Below are 17,870 nucleotides of genomic sequence, written 5' to 3'. Positions count from 1 at the left end.
ACAAATTCAGAACACTTGCTGGTGGCACTTTTACAGGGCTAATCCAGGATGAATGACCTAAAGTTGCTCCACGTTCGCTAGCAGGTATTCGGCGCGCTGGAGCAACGCTTCCCGTTTCTCGGGTTTCTGCTTGTCCCAGTTCCGGTACATCATGCCCATTCGCGGGTTGTTGGCGAAGTCGTCCCGATGGCGATCTATGAAATGCCAGTACAGGGCGTTGAACGGGCAGGCGTCCTCTTCGGTGGCCTTGTTCACCTTGTAATGGCAGTTCGAGCAGTGGTCCGACATGCGCTGGATGTACTTCCCGCTGGCGGCGTAGGGCTTGGAGCCCAGGTAACCGCCATCGGCGTGCATCACCATGCCCAGCACGTTGGGCAGTTCCACCCAGTCGTAGGCATCGGCGTAGACCGCCAGGTACCAGTCGCAGATTTCCTCCGGTTTGATGCCCGCCAGCAGTGCGAAGTTGCCGGTGACCATCAGCCGCTGGATATGATGGGCGTAGGCGTTGCGTCGAGTGGCATCAATGGCTTTGTGCATGCAACGCATTTTCGTATCGCCGGTCCAGTAGAACCAGGGCAGGGCGCGGGTGTTACCCAGGCTATTCTCCTGCGCATACTCCGGCATGTTCATCCAGTAAATACCCCGAACAAACTCCCGCCACCCCAGGATCTGCCGGATAAAGCCCTCCACCGCGTTGATCGGTGCCTGTCCCGAATACCAGGCCTGGGCCGCCGCTTCGCAAACCGCCACCGGATCCAGCAGCCCGGAGTTGATATAGGGCGACAGGATGGAATGGAACAGCCAGTCTTCGGTGTCGGAAATCGCATCCTGGTAATCGCCAAAGCAGGGCAGGGCATAGTCAATGAAGTGCTCAAGCGCCGCCTGTGCGTCTTCCGCCGTTACGGCAAAGTGGAAGTCGTCGGTGGTGCCGAAATGATCGGCAAGATGCTCGTCCACCAGCGCGATCACCTCCCGGGTAATGGCATCCGGTTCCACCCGAAAGGTCGCCGGGGCCGGCGGCTTGCCGGTCCACTTCTTGCGGTTATCGGCGTCGAAATTCCATTGCCCGCCCTCCGGTTCGCCTTCGGAGGTCATCAGCAAACCGGTCTTGCGCCGCATCTCCCGGTAGAAGAATTCCATCCGCAACTGTTTCCGGCCCTCGGCCCAGTCCGTAAATTCCTGCTTGGTGGCAATGAACCGTGTATCCGGGCGGATCTCCACCGGCACACCGAGGCGTTCATGCCAGCCACTGATCTGTTCGTGCAGCCGCCATTCCCCGCACTCGGTGGTGATGACTTTTTCCGCGTTCATACGCTCCACCTGCTCGCCAACCACCGCTTCGAGGCTCTGGTGCTTGTTGTCCCGGTGATACGGCTGGTAGTGCACCTGCCAGCCATCGCTCTCCAGTTGCCGGGCAAAATGGCGCATGGCGCTGAACAGCAGCACAATCTTCTTCTTGTGGTGATTGGTGTAGCTGGCTTCGTCATGAACTTCGGCCATCACCACCAGATCCCGATCCTTGTCGGCGTTGTCGAGAGCGCTGATGTTTCTCGTTAACTGGTCGCCGAGAATCAGAATCAGGTTGGCCATGGTGGGGGAATCCTCCAGTCAGTAAGCTGCGGGCTATGCCCACAAAGGGGTAAACCAAGTACGCCAAGAGCCCAAGGGTGGTTCAGTCTCCGGGCTGGTAAACTCAAACCATCAGTCACCTGACCCGAATCAAGAAGCCAGCCAAAGGATTGCCCTAGAATGCCGGCAAATCCTCGATGCCCCCGTTATACCCCAGAGCGCTTATTATGACCTCCACATCCGCACTCAAAGCCCATGACTCAACCCTGCCGGAATTCATCTGGGATGATGCCCTGATCCGACGCTACGACCTCAGCGGCCCGAGGTACACCTCCTATCCCACGGCCGTCGAGTTCAACCAGAACTACCCGGTGGAAGAGATGGTCAAGGCTGCGGCCCGCAGCAAGGCCAGCAATCGTCCGCTGTCGCTCTATACCCACCTGCCGTTCTGCGCGCACCTCTGTTACTACTGCGCCTGCAACAAGGTGATCACCAAGAAGCGCGACAAAGCCATGCCCTACGTGGAGCGGGTGCTGAAAGAGGCGGCCATCCAGTCAAAACTGTTCGGGGCCGACCGGCCGGTCACCCAGCTGCATTGGGGTGGCGGTACCCCCACGTTTTTGCCAAAAGATGTGATGGAACACCTGATGGCGGGATACGGGGAGTTGTTCAACCTGCAAACCGGCGATGAGCGGGATTACAGTGTGGAGATTGACCCGCGGGAAGTGGACCAGGATACCCTGCCAACCCTGTGGAACCTGGGCTTCAACCGGATCAGTCTCGGCGTTCAGGACGTCAACGCTGAGGTTCAGAAAGCCGTGAACCGTATCCAGCCGCGGGAAATGACCGAAGCCGTGCTCAATGAGGCGCGGCGCATCGGCTTCCGTTCTATTAACCTGGACCTGATCTACGGCCTGCCGTACCAGACGCCGGAAAGTTTTGCCGAGACACTGGAAGCGGTAATCGAGATGTCTCCGGACCGGCTGTCGGTGTTCAGCTATGCCCACCTGCCGGACCGCTTTTATCCGCAGACCCGGATTCAGGGCGACACCTTACCCAATCCGCAGCAGAAGCTGACCATTCTGCACAACACCATCAATCGCCTGCTGGACGCAGGTTATGAATACATCGGCATGGACCATTTCGCCAAGCCGGACGACAGCCTTTCTGTGGCACAACGCGAAGGCCGCCTGCACCGGAATTTCCAGGGCTACACCACCCACTCTGAGTGCGATCTGCTGTCGCTCGGCGTTTCCGCCATCGGCCAGACCGACGATGCGTATTTCCAGAACAATCACGACCTGCCTTCCTGGGAAGCCGCCATCGATGCCGGCCAACTGGCCATCACCAAAGGCGTGAACCTGACCCGGGACGACCGGATCCGCCGCTGGGTGATCGGCCAGCTGATCTGCCAGTTCCGGCTGGACCGCCACCAGTTTGCAGAGGCCTGGAGCGAAGATCTGGACCGCTATTTTGCCGATGAGCTCCGCCGTCTGAAGCCCATGATTCAGGATGAGTTGATTGCTGATGATGGCAATACCCTTCAGGTGCAGCCCGCCGGTCGGCTGCTGATCCGGGCCATCTGCCAGATCTTTGATCTCTATCGCAAGGAAGGCGCCAGCCAGCGGTTCTCCAGGATCATCTGACCCCTTTTCATTTTCCCAATTAAAAAGGGGCTGCCCGTTACCGGACAGCCCCGTTTTGCATCTACTGGCGTCAGCTATAAGCCGGCACCTTGAACTCATTGGCCAGGTCCTGCAGCACCCGCGCCAGCCGTGCCTGCTCGCCGGTTACCTGGGTGATTTCCTGGGAGCCGGTCAGGGTCAGGATGGCGGCTTCGCTGACCGATTCCATGCTGCCTGCCAGTTCCCTTGTAACGGCTACCTGTTCTTCGGAGGCGGTGGCAATCTGGCTGGCCATATCGGAAATGCTGTTCACATCGGTCAGGATATCCGCGAAGGTCTGCTCCAGCTCGGATGCCTGCTCGCTGGTGGCATTCGCCAGTTTGTGGCTTTCCACAATCGAGCGGCTGGCGTTGTCAGTTATGCTCTGGAAGCCATTGATAATGTCTTCGATCTGGGTGGTGGACTCGTGGGTCTGTTGCGCCAGGGTCCGAACTTCGTCGGCAACCACCGCAAATCCTCGGCCGTGCTCGCCCGCGCGGGCGGCTTCAATGGCTGCGTTCAGGGCCAGCAGGTTGGTCTGGTCGGCAACCTTCCGGATCACGTCCACCACATCGGCGATGGTTGAACTGCGGTTTTCCAGTTCTTCGATCACCTCGTTCACCTTCTGAACCGATTTGGCCAGGGAACGAATACTTTTTACGCTGCCGTGCAACACCTGCTCGCCACTCCGACTTTTTTCCATGGCGCTGCGTGCAGCATCGGCCACCTGCTGGGTGTTCCGGGAGATCTCCTCGGAAGTGGCAGACATCTCTTCGGTGGCCGCTGCCACCTGTTCGATCTGTTGCTGCTGGTTTTTCACCTGGCTGGCATTCTGGCCGGCGGTGGAGCTGGTCTCCTCGGTAGCGGTGGCCAGCTGGACGCTGGATTTGTCGATGTGCAGTATGGCGTTGCCGAAGCGTCCGAACAGCTCGTTAATGGCCTTACCGATGGTGCCCACCTCATCCCGGCTGGAGATTTCAATCTCGCGGGTCAGGTCCTTGTTGTCCATGGCAAACCGAACGCCATCGAGCAGTCGGCCGACCTGCAGATTGATGGCACGGATGATCACCAGCATCAGCACCAGTACAGCCAGAACGGCACCTGCGGAAATGCCGGAGGCCAGCATCAGGTCGTTCCGGGCGTCGGCAACGCCATCTGATGCCAGACTCACCACGTCGGATAACATATCCTTTCTCGCCTGATTGAGGTTGCCGATTCGCTGGGTGGTGGTTGTAAACCAGTCAGAGGCGTCCAGTGCATACATGCCTGACGGGCTGCTGAAAAGTGTTTCACGGCGCTGGGCCAGAGCCTGGCTTGCAACACTGCGGTTATGATTTTCCAGGGTTGCACGGATCTCATTGTCAGACGCCAGCATTGTGATGGCTTCGTTGAGGAAGGCTTCCTGCTGGCCGCCGAGACCCGCAATTCGGGCCACGGTGGGCAGGTCGAAGTCACCGCTGCGAATCATGGAGGCGCCCGCGGCTCTCTCACGGCCGGCCATCTCCGCAACCTTGGCGAGGGCGTAGTAGCCGTTAACCTCGCGGGTCAATTCCGGATCGGTTGAGCGCCGGACAATAAGGCCAATCCGGTCGATTAATCCCATGATCATCGCGGTGTAGCGCGGAGCGACGTCGCTACGGTTGTCGACCGACCGACGCAGAGCGTCTATGTTGTCGAGTTCCTGGCGAACGGACTGAATGCTTGTTTCAACCATCCTGTCAAACGATGCATCTGTCATCAGGGCAGTGATGTGGCGCTGATACTCTGAAATCCGCGTGTCGGTTTGTCGCCGCTGTTCCGCAAGATCTCTTTCGGCCTGCCGGGCGGCATCGCTTCCCGGGCTGCTGGCAAGGAAAACCGCGGAGCGACCACGCTCTTTCTGCAGGGCTTCGGTGAGAGGATCACCGGCTTCAGCCAGTTCGATCTTCGAGAGCAGTTGTCGCATGTCATCCAGTTTGCCCTGATTCAGAACGACGCTTTCTGCCGCGAAAAATAGGATAACAAGCAGGGCCGGTACCACCAGAGTGATCAGTTTGCCCCGCATGGAGAGATTGTTGATAAATTTCATAGCGTTCTGCCTTGGCTGTCCGTGTCGGATATGCCGCTATTATCCCGGCATAGCAAGGTCGCTCTCTATCAGCGTGAAGGAGTAGCAGTGGAGGTAGTTACGGGCAGGTAAGCTTATGTTTCTGCTTGTTAAGTTTCTGATGATTATCAATTAACTGTGGCATCCGTAATACCGCGTAGAGTACCACCACAGAGGTATACAGCAGACCGGGGCTATCCTGCTGACAAAGGTCAAGGTACTCGGGCCATGCGTCCGATATGGTCGATGCCGTTAATCCAAGGCGGAGAAAACCATGGAACTTGTGTGTCCGGCCGGCAGCCTCCCGGCCCTGAAAACCGCCGTTGATAACGGCGCCAACGCCGTATATTTCGGTTTTAAAGACAGCACCAACGCACGTCAGTTTGCCGGCCTGAACTTCAATGATAAACGCGCCGCTGAAGGCATTGAATACGCCCATCTCCGGGGCGCAAGAGTGTTCTGTGCCATCAACACCTACCCGCAGCCAGACGGCTGGGAGCAATGGAAGGGGGCAGTAGACCGCGCCGCAGGTCTTGGTGTGGATGCCATTATCCTGGCCGATATGGGCCTGCTGGATTATGCCGCCAACCGATATCCGCACATCCCCCGTCATCTGTCGGTTCAGGGGTCTGCCACCAGCCACAAAGCCCTCTCCTTCTACAAAGACAACTTCGATATTCGCCGGGCCGTGCTGCCCCGGGTTCTGTCACTGGACCAGGTTCGTGGTGTGGCCAGACAGAGTCCGGTGGAACTGGAAGTCTTTGCCTTCGGTAGCCTGTGCATCATGGCCGAGGGCCGTTGCTACTTGTCTTCCTACCTGACCGACGAATCCCCGAACACCCGCGGAGCCTGTTCCCCCGCCAAGGCCGTGCGCTGGCAGGAAACAGCGAACGGGCTCGAATCCCGCCTCAACAATGTCCTGATTGACCGTTATGGCCAGGGTGAACCCGCGGGCTACCCGACTCTGTGTAAAGGCCGTTTTGAAGTTGAGGGTCATGTCTATCACGCCATTGAGGAGCCGGTTAGCCTGAACACTCTGGACCTTTTGCCGGAGCTTCAGGCGCTGGGTATCAGTGCCGTGAAGATTGAGGGGCGCCAACGGAGCCCGGCCTACATCGCGGACGTAGCCAGAACCTGGCGTCATGCTCTGGACGACCTTCAAGCCGGCACCGAAGGCTTTACGGTTGAGCCTCAATGGCAGCAGACGCTGGCGGGTCTTTCCGAGGGCGGCCTGACCACACTGGGCGCCTACCATCGCAAATGGAAATAAGGTTTCACCACCCATGCTGAAGTTATCCCTGGGGCCGATCCTGTGGTTCTGGTCCAGGCAGACCGTTTTCGAGTTTTATGCCAATGCCGCCGAGTGGCCGGTGGATACCATTTATCTGGGGGAAGTGGTGTGCTCCCGCCGGCGGGAACTGAAACCGGATGACTGGCTGGATCTGGCTCGTGATCTGAAAGCCTGCGGCAAGAATGTGGTGCTCTCCACGCTCACACTGATTGAGTCGGAGGCCGATTTGCGCCGCCTGCGACGGTTCTGTGAGCAGGATGAATTCCTGGTAGAGGCCAACGATCAGAGCGCCTTGCAAGTGGCCATCCGGAACCGAATTCCGTTTATTACCGGCCCCTCGATGAACATCTACAACACAGCCACCCTGAAGATCCTTGCCAAACAGGGCCTGAAAGAATGGAACCTGCCGGTAGAACTGGGCAGGGAAATCCTCGAGCAGCTGATCAAGGAGCTGCAGCAGGAAGGACTGGATCTCCCCGCCGAGGTATTTTCCTGGGGCTTCCTGCCCCTGGCCTGGTCCTCCCGTTGTTTTACCGCCCGCCATTACAATCTGCCCAAAGACAACTGCGAGTTCCGCTGCCTGCAGCATCCGGACGGCATGGAGTTGCGCTCCCGGGAAAGCCAGGAGCTGTTTCGCATCAACGGCATTTCCACCTTGTCCGGCTCCCGTTACGACCTGATGCGGGAGCTACCGGACATGGAGCGTATGGGCGTCAGTACTGTGCGACTCAGTCCGGAGCATCAGGGCATGGAGGCAGTGGTCAGGCGTTTTGATAGAGTACGCCGGGGGGAAATGCCGGGCACCGACCCGCTGCAGCTGGTAGAGGCGCCACCCTGCAACGGGTACTGGTATGGCAAGCCGGGGATGGACCGTGTCGGGAGTTGATCTTTCAGACTTATCCTATTTCTGACTAAGCGCTTCCTGTGCCCACTGCCAGGCCGCAACCGTCGCCGGAAAGCCTATTGAATTCATGCCCAGCACCAGTGCGTGCTCAATTTCCTCACGCGTGAGGCCCAGTTCCAGACTGCGGCGAACGTGGGATTTCAGCGCGGATTCACGGCCCGCACCTACGCAAACGCCTAGTTTGACCAAAGCGCGTGACTTTTCATCCAGAGGACCGGCATCGGCGAGGGCTTTGCCAAGCTGCTGGTGCGCCTCTTGAAGCTCTGGAAATCGGTCGCTGAAGGCAACGAAGGTTTTGGGAAGTTCACTGTCATGCTTATCCATCGGATTTCCTCAAATTTTTTGGTTTGCTTTGCCGCCACGGGCGGCTCTTGAACCTTGTGGAAAGATAGTCAATCTTCACCCTCCACTCCACGCTGTCGAGCAGGTTTTTCAGGTGCAGTCCCAGCTCTGTGTCGCCCTCGATGACCAGCCGACGCTGGAAAAACAACTGGTCGGGGTCCTGTTGCCGTTCCGCGAGTGATCTGAAAGCGGACAACGAGCCGCGGATGGTCGCCTCGCCGGGGCCGTCGATCACCCTGAGGCGACCGGACCAGAAGCCAATGGTGATACCGGGTTGTCCCCCGTTCACCTCCAGGCGAATACGTCTGCCTTCAAACTCATCGAATTCCCCGTCATCAATTGCCTGGGCGAAAATGCGGTTGAGCGGTGCTTCTGCGACCAGCTGCTTGAGCGGTACCGGTATGCTGCGATCAATAGTGCCCAGCATGGGCACGGGGGAGGGCAGGTATTCCCGAAATACCGAGAGCGTTTGGGCAAAAATAGGAGAGTTCAGGGAGGCGATGGAAGGTAATGGAAGAGCCATGCTTTACTCCGGGCGGTCAGTAACCGGCACAGAGTAAAGCAAACTTTTCTGAAACGATTTGATATAACTCAGCCTTTGTGAAGGCCTTCTTCCACCGCCCAAACAGCAACTTCCACCCGTGAGCGCAGGTTCAGTTTCTTCAGCAGGTGCTTCACGTGAACCTTGACGGTGCCGTCACTGATGTCGAGTTTGCGGCCGATCATCTTGTTGGAAAGGCCCTCGGCAATCAGGCGCAGAATGTCCTTCTCCCGGGGTGTCAGGCTGTCGAAATCCGGGCGCGATGCCTGCTGGGGCTTGTTGGAGCGCAGAGCTTCGGCCAGCAGTGTGGTTAATCGATCGCTGATCACCATTTTGCCGACTGCTGCCTGATGGAGCTGGGAGATCATGTCTTCCGGTTCCATGTCCTTCAGCAGGTAGCCGTCTGCCCCGGCGCGAAGTGCGGCCACAACGTCATCTTCCTGGTCAGACACGGTGAACATCACAATGCGGGAGCTGATGTTCTGTTCCCGCAGCTTCTTGAGTGCCTCGATGCCGTCCATCTCCGGCATGTTCAGATCCATCAGGATCAGGTCGGGCTCCAGTTCAGTGGCCAGACGAATGCCGTCGGCGGCGTTGCTGGCCTCCCCGGCCACGACCATGTCGTCTTCCAAGTCGATCAACTGTTTGATGCCCTGGCGAAGAAGCGGGTGATCGTCGATCAACAGAATACTTGCGGGTGACTCAGACATGGGGCTCTCTCTTGTTGTCAGGCTTTTGATGCTTCTGTGGGAATCAGATTCCGGCTTTTGGGAACAAAGCCCAGGGTAACTTCCACGCCCCCTTCATCCCGGTTCCTTACCTCGACCTTGCCGCCCAGGGTTCGGGCACGGTCCTGCATGATGATCAGGCCGTAATGGTTAATGGGTTGATCACTGCCGGGCAGGCCCTTGCCATTATCCCGGATCCGTACCCGCACTTGTGGTGATTCGAACAGAACATCCACGGTTATGTTTGTGGCATCTGCGTGCTTCACTGCGTTGGCAAGGCCCTCCCTGACGATCTGCAGGGTGTGAATCTCCTCATTTGCAGACAGGGTCTGTGGCGGCAGATTGTACTTCAGCTCAACCGGCTTACCCAACCGCTCGGAAAATTCCTCAATGGTTTTTTCCAGGGCGCTTGCAAGGTCGGGAGTATCCAGCTTTAACCGGAAGGTGGCCAGCAGCTCTCTCAGCTGCCGGTAGGCACTGTTCAGGCCGGTGCTCAGTTCATCGAGAATGGCTTCGTGAATCTGCTGCTGATCGCCCTCTATGTTGAGGCGCCTTAACCGGGCTACCTGCATTTTCAGGTACGACAGTGATTGGGCAAGAGAATCGTGCAGTTCCCGGGCGATCACTGTGCGTTCCTCGGCCAGTGTCTGCTGCTGCTCCTCGGTAATCTGCCGCTCCAGGAAAATGGCGGTGGCCAGCTGGTCGCTGAGGGTTTCCAGAAGCCGGCGGGAGGTTTTCGACAGGCCCTCCTCGGCCGGGTACCAGACCTCCAGGGTGCCCAGCAGTTGCCCGGGTGTTCGGATGGGAAGCAGGAGCCGGCGACCGTCGTTGGATTCCACGGGAAGTTCGTCGTACGCCTCTGGTGTCACCAGGCACGCATTGCAGTGGTGGTCGCGGCAATAGAATGGCCTTTCACGAGTGGCTGTTGTGATGGCCTCCACGGGTTCCGCGGATTGTTTGTCATGGAGGAACAGGCGAATCGGGCCGATGCCCAGGAGCTGCTCCAGCTCCTGAAGCATGGGAATCGCCCCGTTACACAGGTCGTGTTTGGCGAAAAGGTCCCGACTGGCGGAGTGCAGGAGCTGCAGGGCCGCATGGCTCTTTTCGAGCTCCTCGGTTTTCAGGCGGGCCCTTTCTTCCAGCTCGTAGTAGGTCAGGGCCAGTTCGCTGGTCATCTGGTCGAAGGCTTGGCCCAGCTTGGCCAGTTCGTCGGAGCCGCCCAGGTTGGCTTTACGGGTAAAGTCCTGTTCGCCAACAGCAATGGCGATACTGACCAGCTTTCGCAGTGGTCGAAGGATGCGGTTTTTCAGATCAATGAACAGCGCCACAATGATCAGGATAGAGAAGGCCAGGCTGATGATCTGAATAAGGTGCAGGAGGTCAATGCGGGCTTCGGTGCGCTGTTCCAGCATGGTAACCAGCTGGTCCACATCGTCCACGTAGTTCTGTGTTGCGTCCAGCATGGCATCATCGACCGGTGTGCCCTGCAGGTGATTCTGAAGCGCCGGGCGAAGCATGGCTTCCCAGGAGTCGAGGATAGCCTGGTACTGGCGGGCCAGAGGATGCTCCGGGTTCTCCGGAATAGCGTCCGTGATCCCGGTGTTGGCCAACTTTGTTTCGTACCGATCCAGTAATTCCCGGATTGATCCCTGGCCGGATTCTACGGCAAAGGGGCCTGCACTGCGGGCGAGTAGCTGGAAGGCTCCCATGCGCAGGGCGCCGGCCAGATTGATCGCGGTGGCATTGCCTTCGATGCTTTTGGACACCGCAAGGGTGGTTGCCATGCTGACGAGGGCGGTCAGCACCACGGCGCCAACAACGATGGCAATTCGGGTTACAAGCGGGCTTCTGGATTTCATTCAGTCTCTTACGCATCAATGCGTTTGGAGGGGCAGGAGGATTATGCCCCACACCCGGATTCCGTGATACCTCCTTGAGGATAGTCAATTACCCCAATGGTTGGTAACCCATCATAATCTTTGACCCTTTTACGATCAAAAGATGACACTTAAAAGCAGGTTTCCATAAGAGCGACGGTAATGAAGTCCGAAACGGATCGCGCAGATGACCGGCTGGCGTCATTGGCAGTGGTATTGCCGTTGGCACTGGCGGGCTTTGTTGTAGCTGCCGGTTGCTGGACCCTTTTCGCGGTGGCCGGGCTTCATCTTCGCGCCGAACTCGATCTAAGCAACTTCCAGTTTGGCTTCCTGCTGGCAATGCCGATGGCTGTGGGTGCGGCGCTGGCGGTTCCCGCCGGGCTGGCGGCGCAAAAATTTGGTGCCCGCCGGATCATGCTTGTTTGTCTGGCCGGGCTCGCAGCCTGCATGGTAATACTCCTGACTACCGATACGTTCCCCGGCTACCTGGTTGCCGCCGGAGGCCTGGGGCTGGCCGGTGGTTTTTACAGTGCCGGTTTGCAGTTCGTGACCGGGCACTGCGAAACCTCACGCCTGGGCCTGGTGCTGGGGGTGTTCGGTGCGGGTGTCACCGGTGCGGGATTCAACTACTACCTGGTGCCACTGTTTCACGAAGCCTTTTCCTGGCACGGAGTGCCACTGGCCTATCTTATCGTGCTGGTGCTGATCATTGCGCTACTGATCATGCTGACGGATCCGAAAGATGCGGAGGCGGATCCAACCGCCGAAACATCGGTCAGGGTATTGTTGCACCGTATGCAGACCAGGCGGGCCGGTCAGCTTTGTGGCTACTTTGGGGTTGTCGCCGGCAGTTTCTTCGCGTTGGCCCTGTGGCTGCCCGATTACCTGTCTTCCCAGTTTGATCTGCCAGTAGACTCCGGCGCGCGTCTGGCGCAATGGTTTGTCATTCCAGGTGCTCTTGCGCAGGTGGTTGGAGGCGCGCTTTCCGATCGCTTCGGCAGTGCTCGGGTGATTGGCCGTGCCCTTGTTGTCTGTCTGATTGCCCTGTTTGTTTTGTCCTACCCACCGATGACGCTCTTTATCCAGGGCGTGGATGCCACCATCCGCGTTGAGTTCGCCTTGCCCATGCCCGTGGAGGGCGTGTTCGTGGTCACGCTCGGGCTTGCCATGGGCTGCACCATGGGGAGCCTCCAGCGCTTGGTGATCATCGAAAATCGCCCGGTGGCGGCTTTTGTCGCCGGTCTGCTTCTGGTGAGTGCCTGCTCGGTTGCGTTTGCCCTGCCGGTGGTGTTCAGCAGTGTTAACCACTGGCTAGGCATACGCAGTGCGGTGTTCATGATTCTTTTCCTGCTGCTTGTGGGCTGCCTGTTTCTGTTTGCCCGGGAGAATCGTCGGCACGAGCGCGAACATCTTCTCCACCCGGGGATATAAGCCGTCTACCCCCTGGGTGGTAGAAGCGGGTTATGAGGTAGTAACCACGCAGATTTCGCGGTTTTTCTCACACACAATGGTCTCAAATCGGAGCAACGATCCGGCAGACGGAGAGAGAGACCATGAGTCATTTGATCGATAAACTGAATTACTTCAGGAAGAAGCGCGAACCGTTCGCGGGCGGCCACGGCGAAACCCACGAAGTCAGTCGCGAGTGGGAAGACAGCTACCGCCAGCGCTGGCAGCACGACAAGATCGTGCGTTCCACCCACGGCGTAAACTGCACCGGCTCCTGCAGCTGGAAGATTTATGTCAAGAACGGCCTGGTAACCTGGGAAACCCAGCAAACCGATTACCCCCGTACCCGTCCGGACCTGCCCAACCATGAGCCTCGCGGCTGCCCCCGTGGTGCCAGCTATTCCTGGTACATGTACAGCGCCAACCGCCTGAAATACCCGCTGATGCGCAAGCACCTGATGAAGCTCTGGCGCGCGGCAAAAGTCGAGCACAAGGATCCCGTCGATGCGTGGGCGTCCATTGTTGAAGATCCCAAGAAAACGGCGGAATACAAGCCTCGTCGCGGCATGGGCGGTTTCGTTCGCTCCAGCTGGGATGAAGTCAACGAGCTGATCGCGGCTTCCAACGTCTACACCGCCAAGAAGTATGGCCCGGACCGCATTATCGGCTTCTCGCCGATTCCCGCCATGTCCATGGTTTCCTACGCGGCCGGCAGCCGTTACCTGTCCATGATCGGTGGCGTCTGCATGAGTTTCTACGACTGGTACTGCGACCTGCCGCCGGCCTCCCCTCAGACCTGGGGTGAACAGACCGACGTGCCCGAGTCCGCGGACTGGTACAACTCCGGCTACATCATTGCCTGGGGCTCTAACGTACCCCAGACCCGTACCCCGGATGCCCACTTCTTTACCGAAGTGCGCTACAAGGGCACCAAAACTGTCGCCATTACTCCGGATTACGCAGAAGTCTCCAAGCTGTCCGACGAGTGGATGAACCCCAAGCAGGGTACCGACGCGGCTCTGGGCATGGCCATGGGCCACGTGATCCTGAAAGAGTTCCACGTCGAGAAGCCCAGTGAGTACTTCACCGATTACGTACGCCGTTACACCGACATGCCGTACCTGGTCATGTTGGAAGAAAAGGACGACGGCAGCTATGTGCCGGGCCGTTTCCTGCGCGCCAGCGATCTGGTGGACGGACTGGGTGAAGAGAACAACCCGGAATGGAAAACCATTGCCATCGACGAGGCGTCTGGGGAACTGACCGCGCCCAACGGCTCCATCGGCTACCGTTGGGGCGAGAAGGGCAAGTGGAACCTCAAGCAGACCGCCAAGGAAAAAGACGTCAACCTGCAGCTCTCTATGGTCGAGAAGCACGACGAGGTTGTGGACGTTGCCTTCCCGTACTTCGGTGGTATCGAGCATGACCACTTCAAGCACGTTGAAATCAAGGATGTGCTCAAGCACAAGCTGGGTACCCGCAAGGTCAAGCTGGCCGATGGCTCTGAAGGCCGCGTTGTCACCGTTTACGATCTGATGGTGGCTAACTACGGCATCAGTCGTGGCCTGGGCGACGACGACGGCGCCACTTCCTATGACGAAGTGAAGCCTTACACCCCGGCCTGGCAGGAAAAGATCACCGGCGTGCCCGCCGAGAAAGTGATCCGCATCGCCCGTGAATTCGCCGACAACGCCGACAAGACCAAGGGTCGTTCCATGGTTATCGTGGGTGCCGGTATGAACCACTGGTACCACATGGACATGAACTACCGCGGCCTGATCAACATGCTGATCATGTGTGGCTGTATCGGCCAGAGCGGCGGTGGCTGGGCGCACTATGTTGGCCAGGAGAAACTGCGCCCGCAGACCGGCTGGCAGCCGCTGGCGTTTGGTCTGGACTGGCAGCGTCCGCCCCGGCACATGAACTCCACCTCCTTCTTCTATGCCCACTCTGGCCAGTGGCGCTACGAGAAGCTGGGCGTGGACGAGATCCTGTCACCTTTGGCCGACAAGTCGAAGTTTGGTGGCAGCCTGATCGACTACAACGTGCGCGCCGAGCGCATGGGCTGGTTGCCGTCGGCACCACAGCTGAACCGCAATCCGCTGACCATTGCCGCTGAAGCCGAGAAGGCCGGCATGGAAGTGCCCGACTATGTGGCCAAATCCATGAAGGATGGCTCCCTGGCGTTTGCCAGCGAGGACCCGGAAGCGCCGGAGAACTGCCCGCGCAATCTGTTCATCTGGCGCTCCAACCTGCTGGGCTCCTCCGGCAAGGGCCACGAGTACATGCTCAAGTACCTGCTGGGCACCAAGAACGGCCTGCAGGGCAAGGACCTGGGCCACGAAGGTGGTGCCAAGCCCCAGGAAGTGAAATGGCGTGACGAAGCGCCCGAAGGCAAGCTGGACCTGCTGGTCACCCTGGACTTCCGCATGTCTACCACCTGCCTGTATTCGGACATCGTTCTGCCGACCGCAACCTGGTACGAAAAGAATGATCTGAATACCTCGGATATGCACCCGTTCATTCACCCGCTGACCGCGGCCACCGATCCGGCCTGGGAAGCACGCAGTGACTGGGAGATCTACAAGGGCATCGCCAAGGCGTTCTCCAAAGCCACCGAAGGCCATCTGGGTGTCGAGAAAGACGTGGTCACACTGCCGCTGTTGCACGATGCGCCAGCGGAACTGGGCCAGCCGTTTGATGTGAAAGACTGGAAGAAAGGCGAGTGCGACCTGATCCCGGGCAAGACCGCGCCCAACTTCATGACCGTTGAGCGGGATTACCCGAACACCTTCGCGCGCTTTACCTCCCTCGGTCCCCTGATGGACAAGCTGGGTAACGGTGGCAAGGGCATCAACTGGAACACCGAGAAAGAAGTGAAGTTCCTGGGTGACCTGAACTACAAGCACATCGACGGCGCCAATGCTGGTCGCCCGAAAATTGAAAGCGCTATTGATGCGGCGGAAGTGATCCTGACCCTGGCTCCGGAAACCAACGGCCAGGTTGCGGTGAAGGCCTGGCAGGCGCTGTCTGACATTACCGGTCTGGACCACACCCATCTGGCGACCAACAAGGAAGAGGAAAAGATCCGCTTCAGGGACATCGTGGCGCAGCCGCGCAAGATCATCTCCAGCCCCACCTGGTCTGGCCTGGAGGACGAGCATGTGTCCTACAACGCCGGCTACACCAACGTGCATGAGCTGATCCCCTGGCGCACCCTGACCGGTCGTCAGCAGTTCTACCAGGACCATGAGTGGATGCGTGCCTTCGGTGAAAGCCTTCTGGTGTACCGCCCGCCCATCAACACCAAGGCGGTGGGCAGCATGCTCAACCAGCGCAGCAACGGCAACGCCGAGAAAGCGCTGAACTGGATCACGCCGCACCAGAAGTGGGGTATCCATAGCACCTACAGCGACAACCTGCTGATGCTGACCCTGTCCCGCGGTGGCCCCATCGTATGGCTGAGTGAGGACGACGCCAAAGAACTGGCGATTGAAGACAACGACTGGATCGAACTGTTCAACGCCAATGGCGCCATCGCGGCCCGGGCTGTGGTCAGCCAGCGTGTTATGCCCGGCATGGTGATGATGTACCACGCCCAGGAGCGGATCGTGAACGTGCCTGGTTCCGAAATCACCGGCACCCGGGGCGGTATCCACAACTCGGTTACCCGGGTATGCCCGAAACCGACCCACATGATTGGCGGTTACGCCCAGTATTCGTACGGGTTCAACTACTACGGCACTGTCGGCTCCAACCGCGACGAATTCGTGGTGGTCCGCAAGATGCACAACGTCGACTGGCTCGACGGTGAAGGCAATGACACTGTTCAGGAGGCTGTAAAATGAAAATCCGTTCCCAAGTCGGCATGGTGCTGAACCTGGACAAGTGCATTGGTTGCCACACCTGTTCAGTCACCTGCAAAAACGTCTGGACCAGCCGTGAAGGCATGGAGTACGCCTGGTTCAACAACGTCGAGACCAAGCCCGGTATCGGTTACCCGAAAGAGTGGGAGAACCAGGACAAGTGGAAGGGCGGCTGGATGCGCGACAGCTCCGGCAAGATCCGCCCGAAGATCGGTGGCCGTTTCCGGGTGTTGGCGAACATCTTCGCCAACCCTGATCTGCCCCAGATCGACGACTACTACGAGCCGTTCGATTTCGATTACCAGCATCTGCACACCGCTGGCGATACCAAGCATCAACCGGTTGCCCGGCCGCGCTCGCTGATTTCCGGCCAGCGCATGCAGAAAATCGAATGGGGTCCGAACTGGGAAGAGATTCTCGGTACCGAATTCGCCAAGCGCCGCAAGGACAAGAACTTTGACCAGGTGCAGGCAGATATCTACGGCCAGTTCGAGAACACCTTCATGATGTACCTGCCGCGCCTGTGCGAGCACTGCCTGAACCCGGCGTGTGTTGCCAGCTGCCCGAGCGGTGCCATCTACAAGCGTGAGGAAGACGGCATCGTCCTGATCGACCAGGACAAGTGCCGTGGCTGGCGGATGTGTGTCTCCGGCTGCCCGTACAAGAAGATCTACTTCAACTGGAAAACCGGCAAATCCGAGAAGTGCATTTTCTGCTACCCGCGGATCGAAGCCGGTATGCCCACCGTGTGCTCCGAGACCTGTGTTGGCCGGATTCGCTACCTGGGCGTGCTGCTGTACGACGCAGACCGCATTGAGGAAGTGGCCAGCGCCCCGGGCGAGCACGAGCTGTACGAGAAGCAGCTGGAAATCTTCCTCGACCCGTTCGATCCGAAAGTGATCGAGCAGGCGAAGAAGGACGGCATTCCGATGAACGTGATCGAAGCGGCCCAGCAAAGCCCGGTTTACAAGATGGCGGTGGACTGGAAACTGGCCCTGCCCCTGCACCCGGAATACCGCACCCTGCCCATGGTCTGGTACGTGCCGCCCCTGAGCCCGATCCAGTCTGCGGCGGAGGCCGGCAAAGTCGAGTTCGACGGCGTACTGCCGAAGATCGAAAGCCTGCGGATCCCGGTGAAGTACCTGGCCAACCTGCTCACTGCGGGCGATGAGAAGCCGATTGTGCTGGCTCTCAAGCGGATCATGGCCATGCGTCTGTACAAGCGCGCTGAAACCGTTGAAGCCAAGGAAGACCTGCGCGCCCTGGAGGAAGCCGGTCTGACCAAGGCCCAGGCGGACGAAATGTATCGTTACCTGGCCATCGCCAACTACGAGGATCGCTTCGTGATTCCCACCAGCCATCGCGAGCTGGCGAAGGAAGCCTTCCCCGATGCCACCGCCCACGGCGAGCGCAACGGTTGTGGTTTCAGCTTCGGTGAAGGTTGCAACGGCGACAGCAAGTTCAACATGTTCGGTGGCCGAAAGCAGACCACCAGCATGGTTCAGAAGCTGTCGACCGTGAAACAGGTTGACCCTAAACAGCTGCAGGAATAA

12 protein-coding genes are annotated in these 17,870 nt (G+C 58.7%); 6 read left to right on the top strand and 6 right to left on the bottom strand.

Annotated elements, in window-relative coordinates:
* Window positions 1–57: 57 nt before the first annotated feature.
* Complete coding sequence (locus GJU83_RS05665) at window positions 58–1,590, bottom strand: cryptochrome/photolyase family protein (protein WP_153633923.1); 1,533 nt, start codon at window positions 1,588–1,590, stop codon at window positions 58–60.
* Window positions 1,591–1,796: 206 nt separating this feature from the next.
* Between GJU83_RS05665 and hemN the strand changes: the two genes are divergently transcribed.
* The gene (hemN, locus tag GJU83_RS05660; protein ID WP_153633922.1) at window positions 1,797–3,215 is read left to right on the top strand and encodes an oxygen-independent coproporphyrinogen III oxidase; all 1,419 of its coding nucleotides are present in this window, start codon (window positions 1,797–1,799) and stop codon (window positions 3,213–3,215) included.
* A 70-nt stretch (window positions 3,216–3,285) separates the two neighbouring features.
* Here hemN and GJU83_RS05655 read toward each other — a convergent pair whose 3' ends face one another.
* Window positions 3,286–5,301 carry a methyl-accepting chemotaxis protein gene (locus tag GJU83_RS05655; RefSeq protein ID WP_153633921.1) on the bottom strand — a complete coding sequence of 672 codons (2,016 nt, stop codon included), beginning with the start codon at window positions 5,299–5,301 and terminating at the stop codon, window positions 3,286–3,288.
* A 292-nt stretch (window positions 5,302–5,593) separates the two neighbouring features.
* Here GJU83_RS05655 and ubiU point away from each other — a divergent pair, with 292 nt between their 5' ends.
* Entirely contained in the window at window positions 5,594–6,589 is a 996-nt protein-coding gene (gene ubiU / locus GJU83_RS05650; protein WP_136629284.1) for a ubiquinone anaerobic biosynthesis protein UbiU, read from the top strand.
* A gap of 13 nt (window positions 6,590–6,602) precedes the next feature.
* Window positions 6,603–7,496: a U32 family peptidase gene (locus GJU83_RS05645; protein ID WP_153633920.1), complete on the top strand. Its 894-nt coding sequence runs from the start codon at window positions 6,603–6,605 to the stop codon at window positions 7,494–7,496.
* Between the two features lie 15 nt (window positions 7,497–7,511).
* Here the strand turns inward: GJU83_RS05645 and GJU83_RS05640 are convergent, their stop codons facing one another.
* The 4 genes from GJU83_RS05640 to GJU83_RS05625 all read right to left on the bottom strand — a co-directional run bounded on the left by GJU83_RS05640 (window position 7,512) and on the right by GJU83_RS05625 (window position 10,984).
* Window positions 7,512–7,838 carry a carboxymuconolactone decarboxylase family protein gene (locus tag GJU83_RS05640; RefSeq protein WP_069184483.1) on the bottom strand — a complete coding sequence of 109 codons (327 nt, stop codon included), beginning with the start codon at window positions 7,836–7,838 and terminating at the stop codon, window positions 7,512–7,514.
* Window positions 7,831–8,379: a ubiquinone anaerobic biosynthesis accessory factor UbiT gene (gene ubiT / locus GJU83_RS05635; RefSeq protein WP_227514583.1), complete on the bottom strand. Its 549-nt coding sequence runs from the start codon at window positions 8,377–8,379 to the stop codon at window positions 7,831–7,833. Before ubiT ends, GJU83_RS05640 begins: the two co-directional genes overlap by 8 nt.
* A gap of 68 nt (window positions 8,380–8,447) precedes the next feature.
* Window positions 8,448–9,107, bottom strand: a complete 660-nt coding sequence (gene narL, locus GJU83_RS05630) for a two-component system response regulator NarL (protein ID WP_069184482.1) — start codon at window positions 9,105–9,107, stop codon at window positions 8,448–8,450.
* 17 nt (window positions 9,108–9,124) lie between these two features.
* Window positions 9,125–10,984 carry a histidine kinase gene (locus tag GJU83_RS05625; RefSeq protein ID WP_069184481.1) on the bottom strand — a complete coding sequence of 620 codons (1,860 nt, stop codon included), beginning with the start codon at window positions 10,982–10,984 and terminating at the stop codon, window positions 9,125–9,127.
* Window positions 10,985–11,164: 180 nt separating this feature from the next.
* On the opposite strand from GJU83_RS05625, the gene GJU83_RS05620 reads away from it, so the two are divergent.
* The 3 genes from GJU83_RS05620 to narH all read left to right on the top strand — a co-directional run bounded on the left by GJU83_RS05620 (window position 11,165) and on the right by narH (window position 17,870).
* Window positions 11,165–12,433, top strand: a complete 1,269-nt coding sequence (locus tag GJU83_RS05620) for an MFS transporter (RefSeq protein WP_069184480.1) — start codon at window positions 11,165–11,167, stop codon at window positions 12,431–12,433.
* A gap of 122 nt (window positions 12,434–12,555) precedes the next feature.
* Entirely contained in the window at window positions 12,556–16,299 is a 3,744-nt protein-coding gene (locus tag GJU83_RS05615) for a nitrate reductase subunit alpha (protein ID WP_069184479.1), read from the top strand.
* Window positions 16,296–17,870 carry a nitrate reductase subunit beta gene (gene narH / locus GJU83_RS05610; RefSeq protein WP_069184478.1) on the top strand — a complete coding sequence of 525 codons (1,575 nt, stop codon included), beginning with the start codon at window positions 16,296–16,298 and terminating at the stop codon, window positions 17,868–17,870. Before GJU83_RS05615 ends, narH begins: the two co-directional genes overlap by 4 nt.

It is taken from the genome of Marinobacter salsuginis (genome assembly GCF_009617755.1).
Lineage (GTDB): Bacteria > Pseudomonadota > Gammaproteobacteria > Pseudomonadales > Oleiphilaceae > Marinobacter > Marinobacter salsuginis.
This window is presented reverse-complemented; position numbering and strand designations above follow the sequence as displayed.

What these genes read in the sequence shown, in the direction of transcription:
- GJU83_RS05665 (WP_153633923.1), bottom strand. Translation starts at nt 1,590, where the DNA reads ATGGCCAACCTGATTCTGATTCTCGGCGACCAGTTAACGAGAAACATC.
- hemN (WP_153633922.1), top strand. Translation starts at nt 1,797, where the DNA reads ATGACCTCCACATCCGCACTCAAAGCCCATGACTCAACCCTGCCGGAA.
- GJU83_RS05655 (WP_153633921.1), bottom strand. Translation starts at nt 5,301, where the DNA reads ATGAAATTTATCAACAATCTCTCCATGCGGGGCAAACTGATCACTCTG.
- ubiU (WP_136629284.1), top strand. Translation starts at nt 5,594, where the DNA reads ATGGAACTTGTGTGTCCGGCCGGCAGCCTCCCGGCCCTGAAAACCGCC.
- GJU83_RS05645 (WP_153633920.1), top strand. Translation starts at nt 6,603, where the DNA reads ATGCTGAAGTTATCCCTGGGGCCGATCCTGTGGTTCTGGTCCAGGCAG.
- GJU83_RS05640 (WP_069184483.1), bottom strand. Translation starts at nt 7,838, where the DNA reads ATGGATAAGCATGACAGTGAACTTCCCAAAACCTTCGTTGCCTTCAGC.
- ubiT (WP_227514583.1), bottom strand. Translation starts at nt 8,379, where the DNA reads ATGGCTCTTCCATTACCTTCCATCGCCTCCCTGAACTCTCCTATTTTT.
- narL (WP_069184482.1), bottom strand. Translation starts at nt 9,107, where the DNA reads ATGTCTGAGTCACCCGCAAGTATTCTGTTGATCGACGATCACCCGCTT.
- GJU83_RS05625 (WP_069184481.1), bottom strand. Translation starts at nt 10,984, where the DNA reads ATGAAATCCAGAAGCCCGCTTGTAACCCGAATTGCCATCGTTGTTGGC.
- GJU83_RS05620 (WP_069184480.1), top strand. Translation starts at nt 11,165, where the DNA reads ATGAAGTCCGAAACGGATCGCGCAGATGACCGGCTGGCGTCATTGGCA.
- GJU83_RS05615 (WP_069184479.1), top strand. Translation starts at nt 12,556, where the DNA reads ATGAGTCATTTGATCGATAAACTGAATTACTTCAGGAAGAAGCGCGAA.
- narH (WP_069184478.1), top strand. Translation starts at nt 16,296, where the DNA reads ATGAAAATCCGTTCCCAAGTCGGCATGGTGCTGAACCTGGACAAGTGC.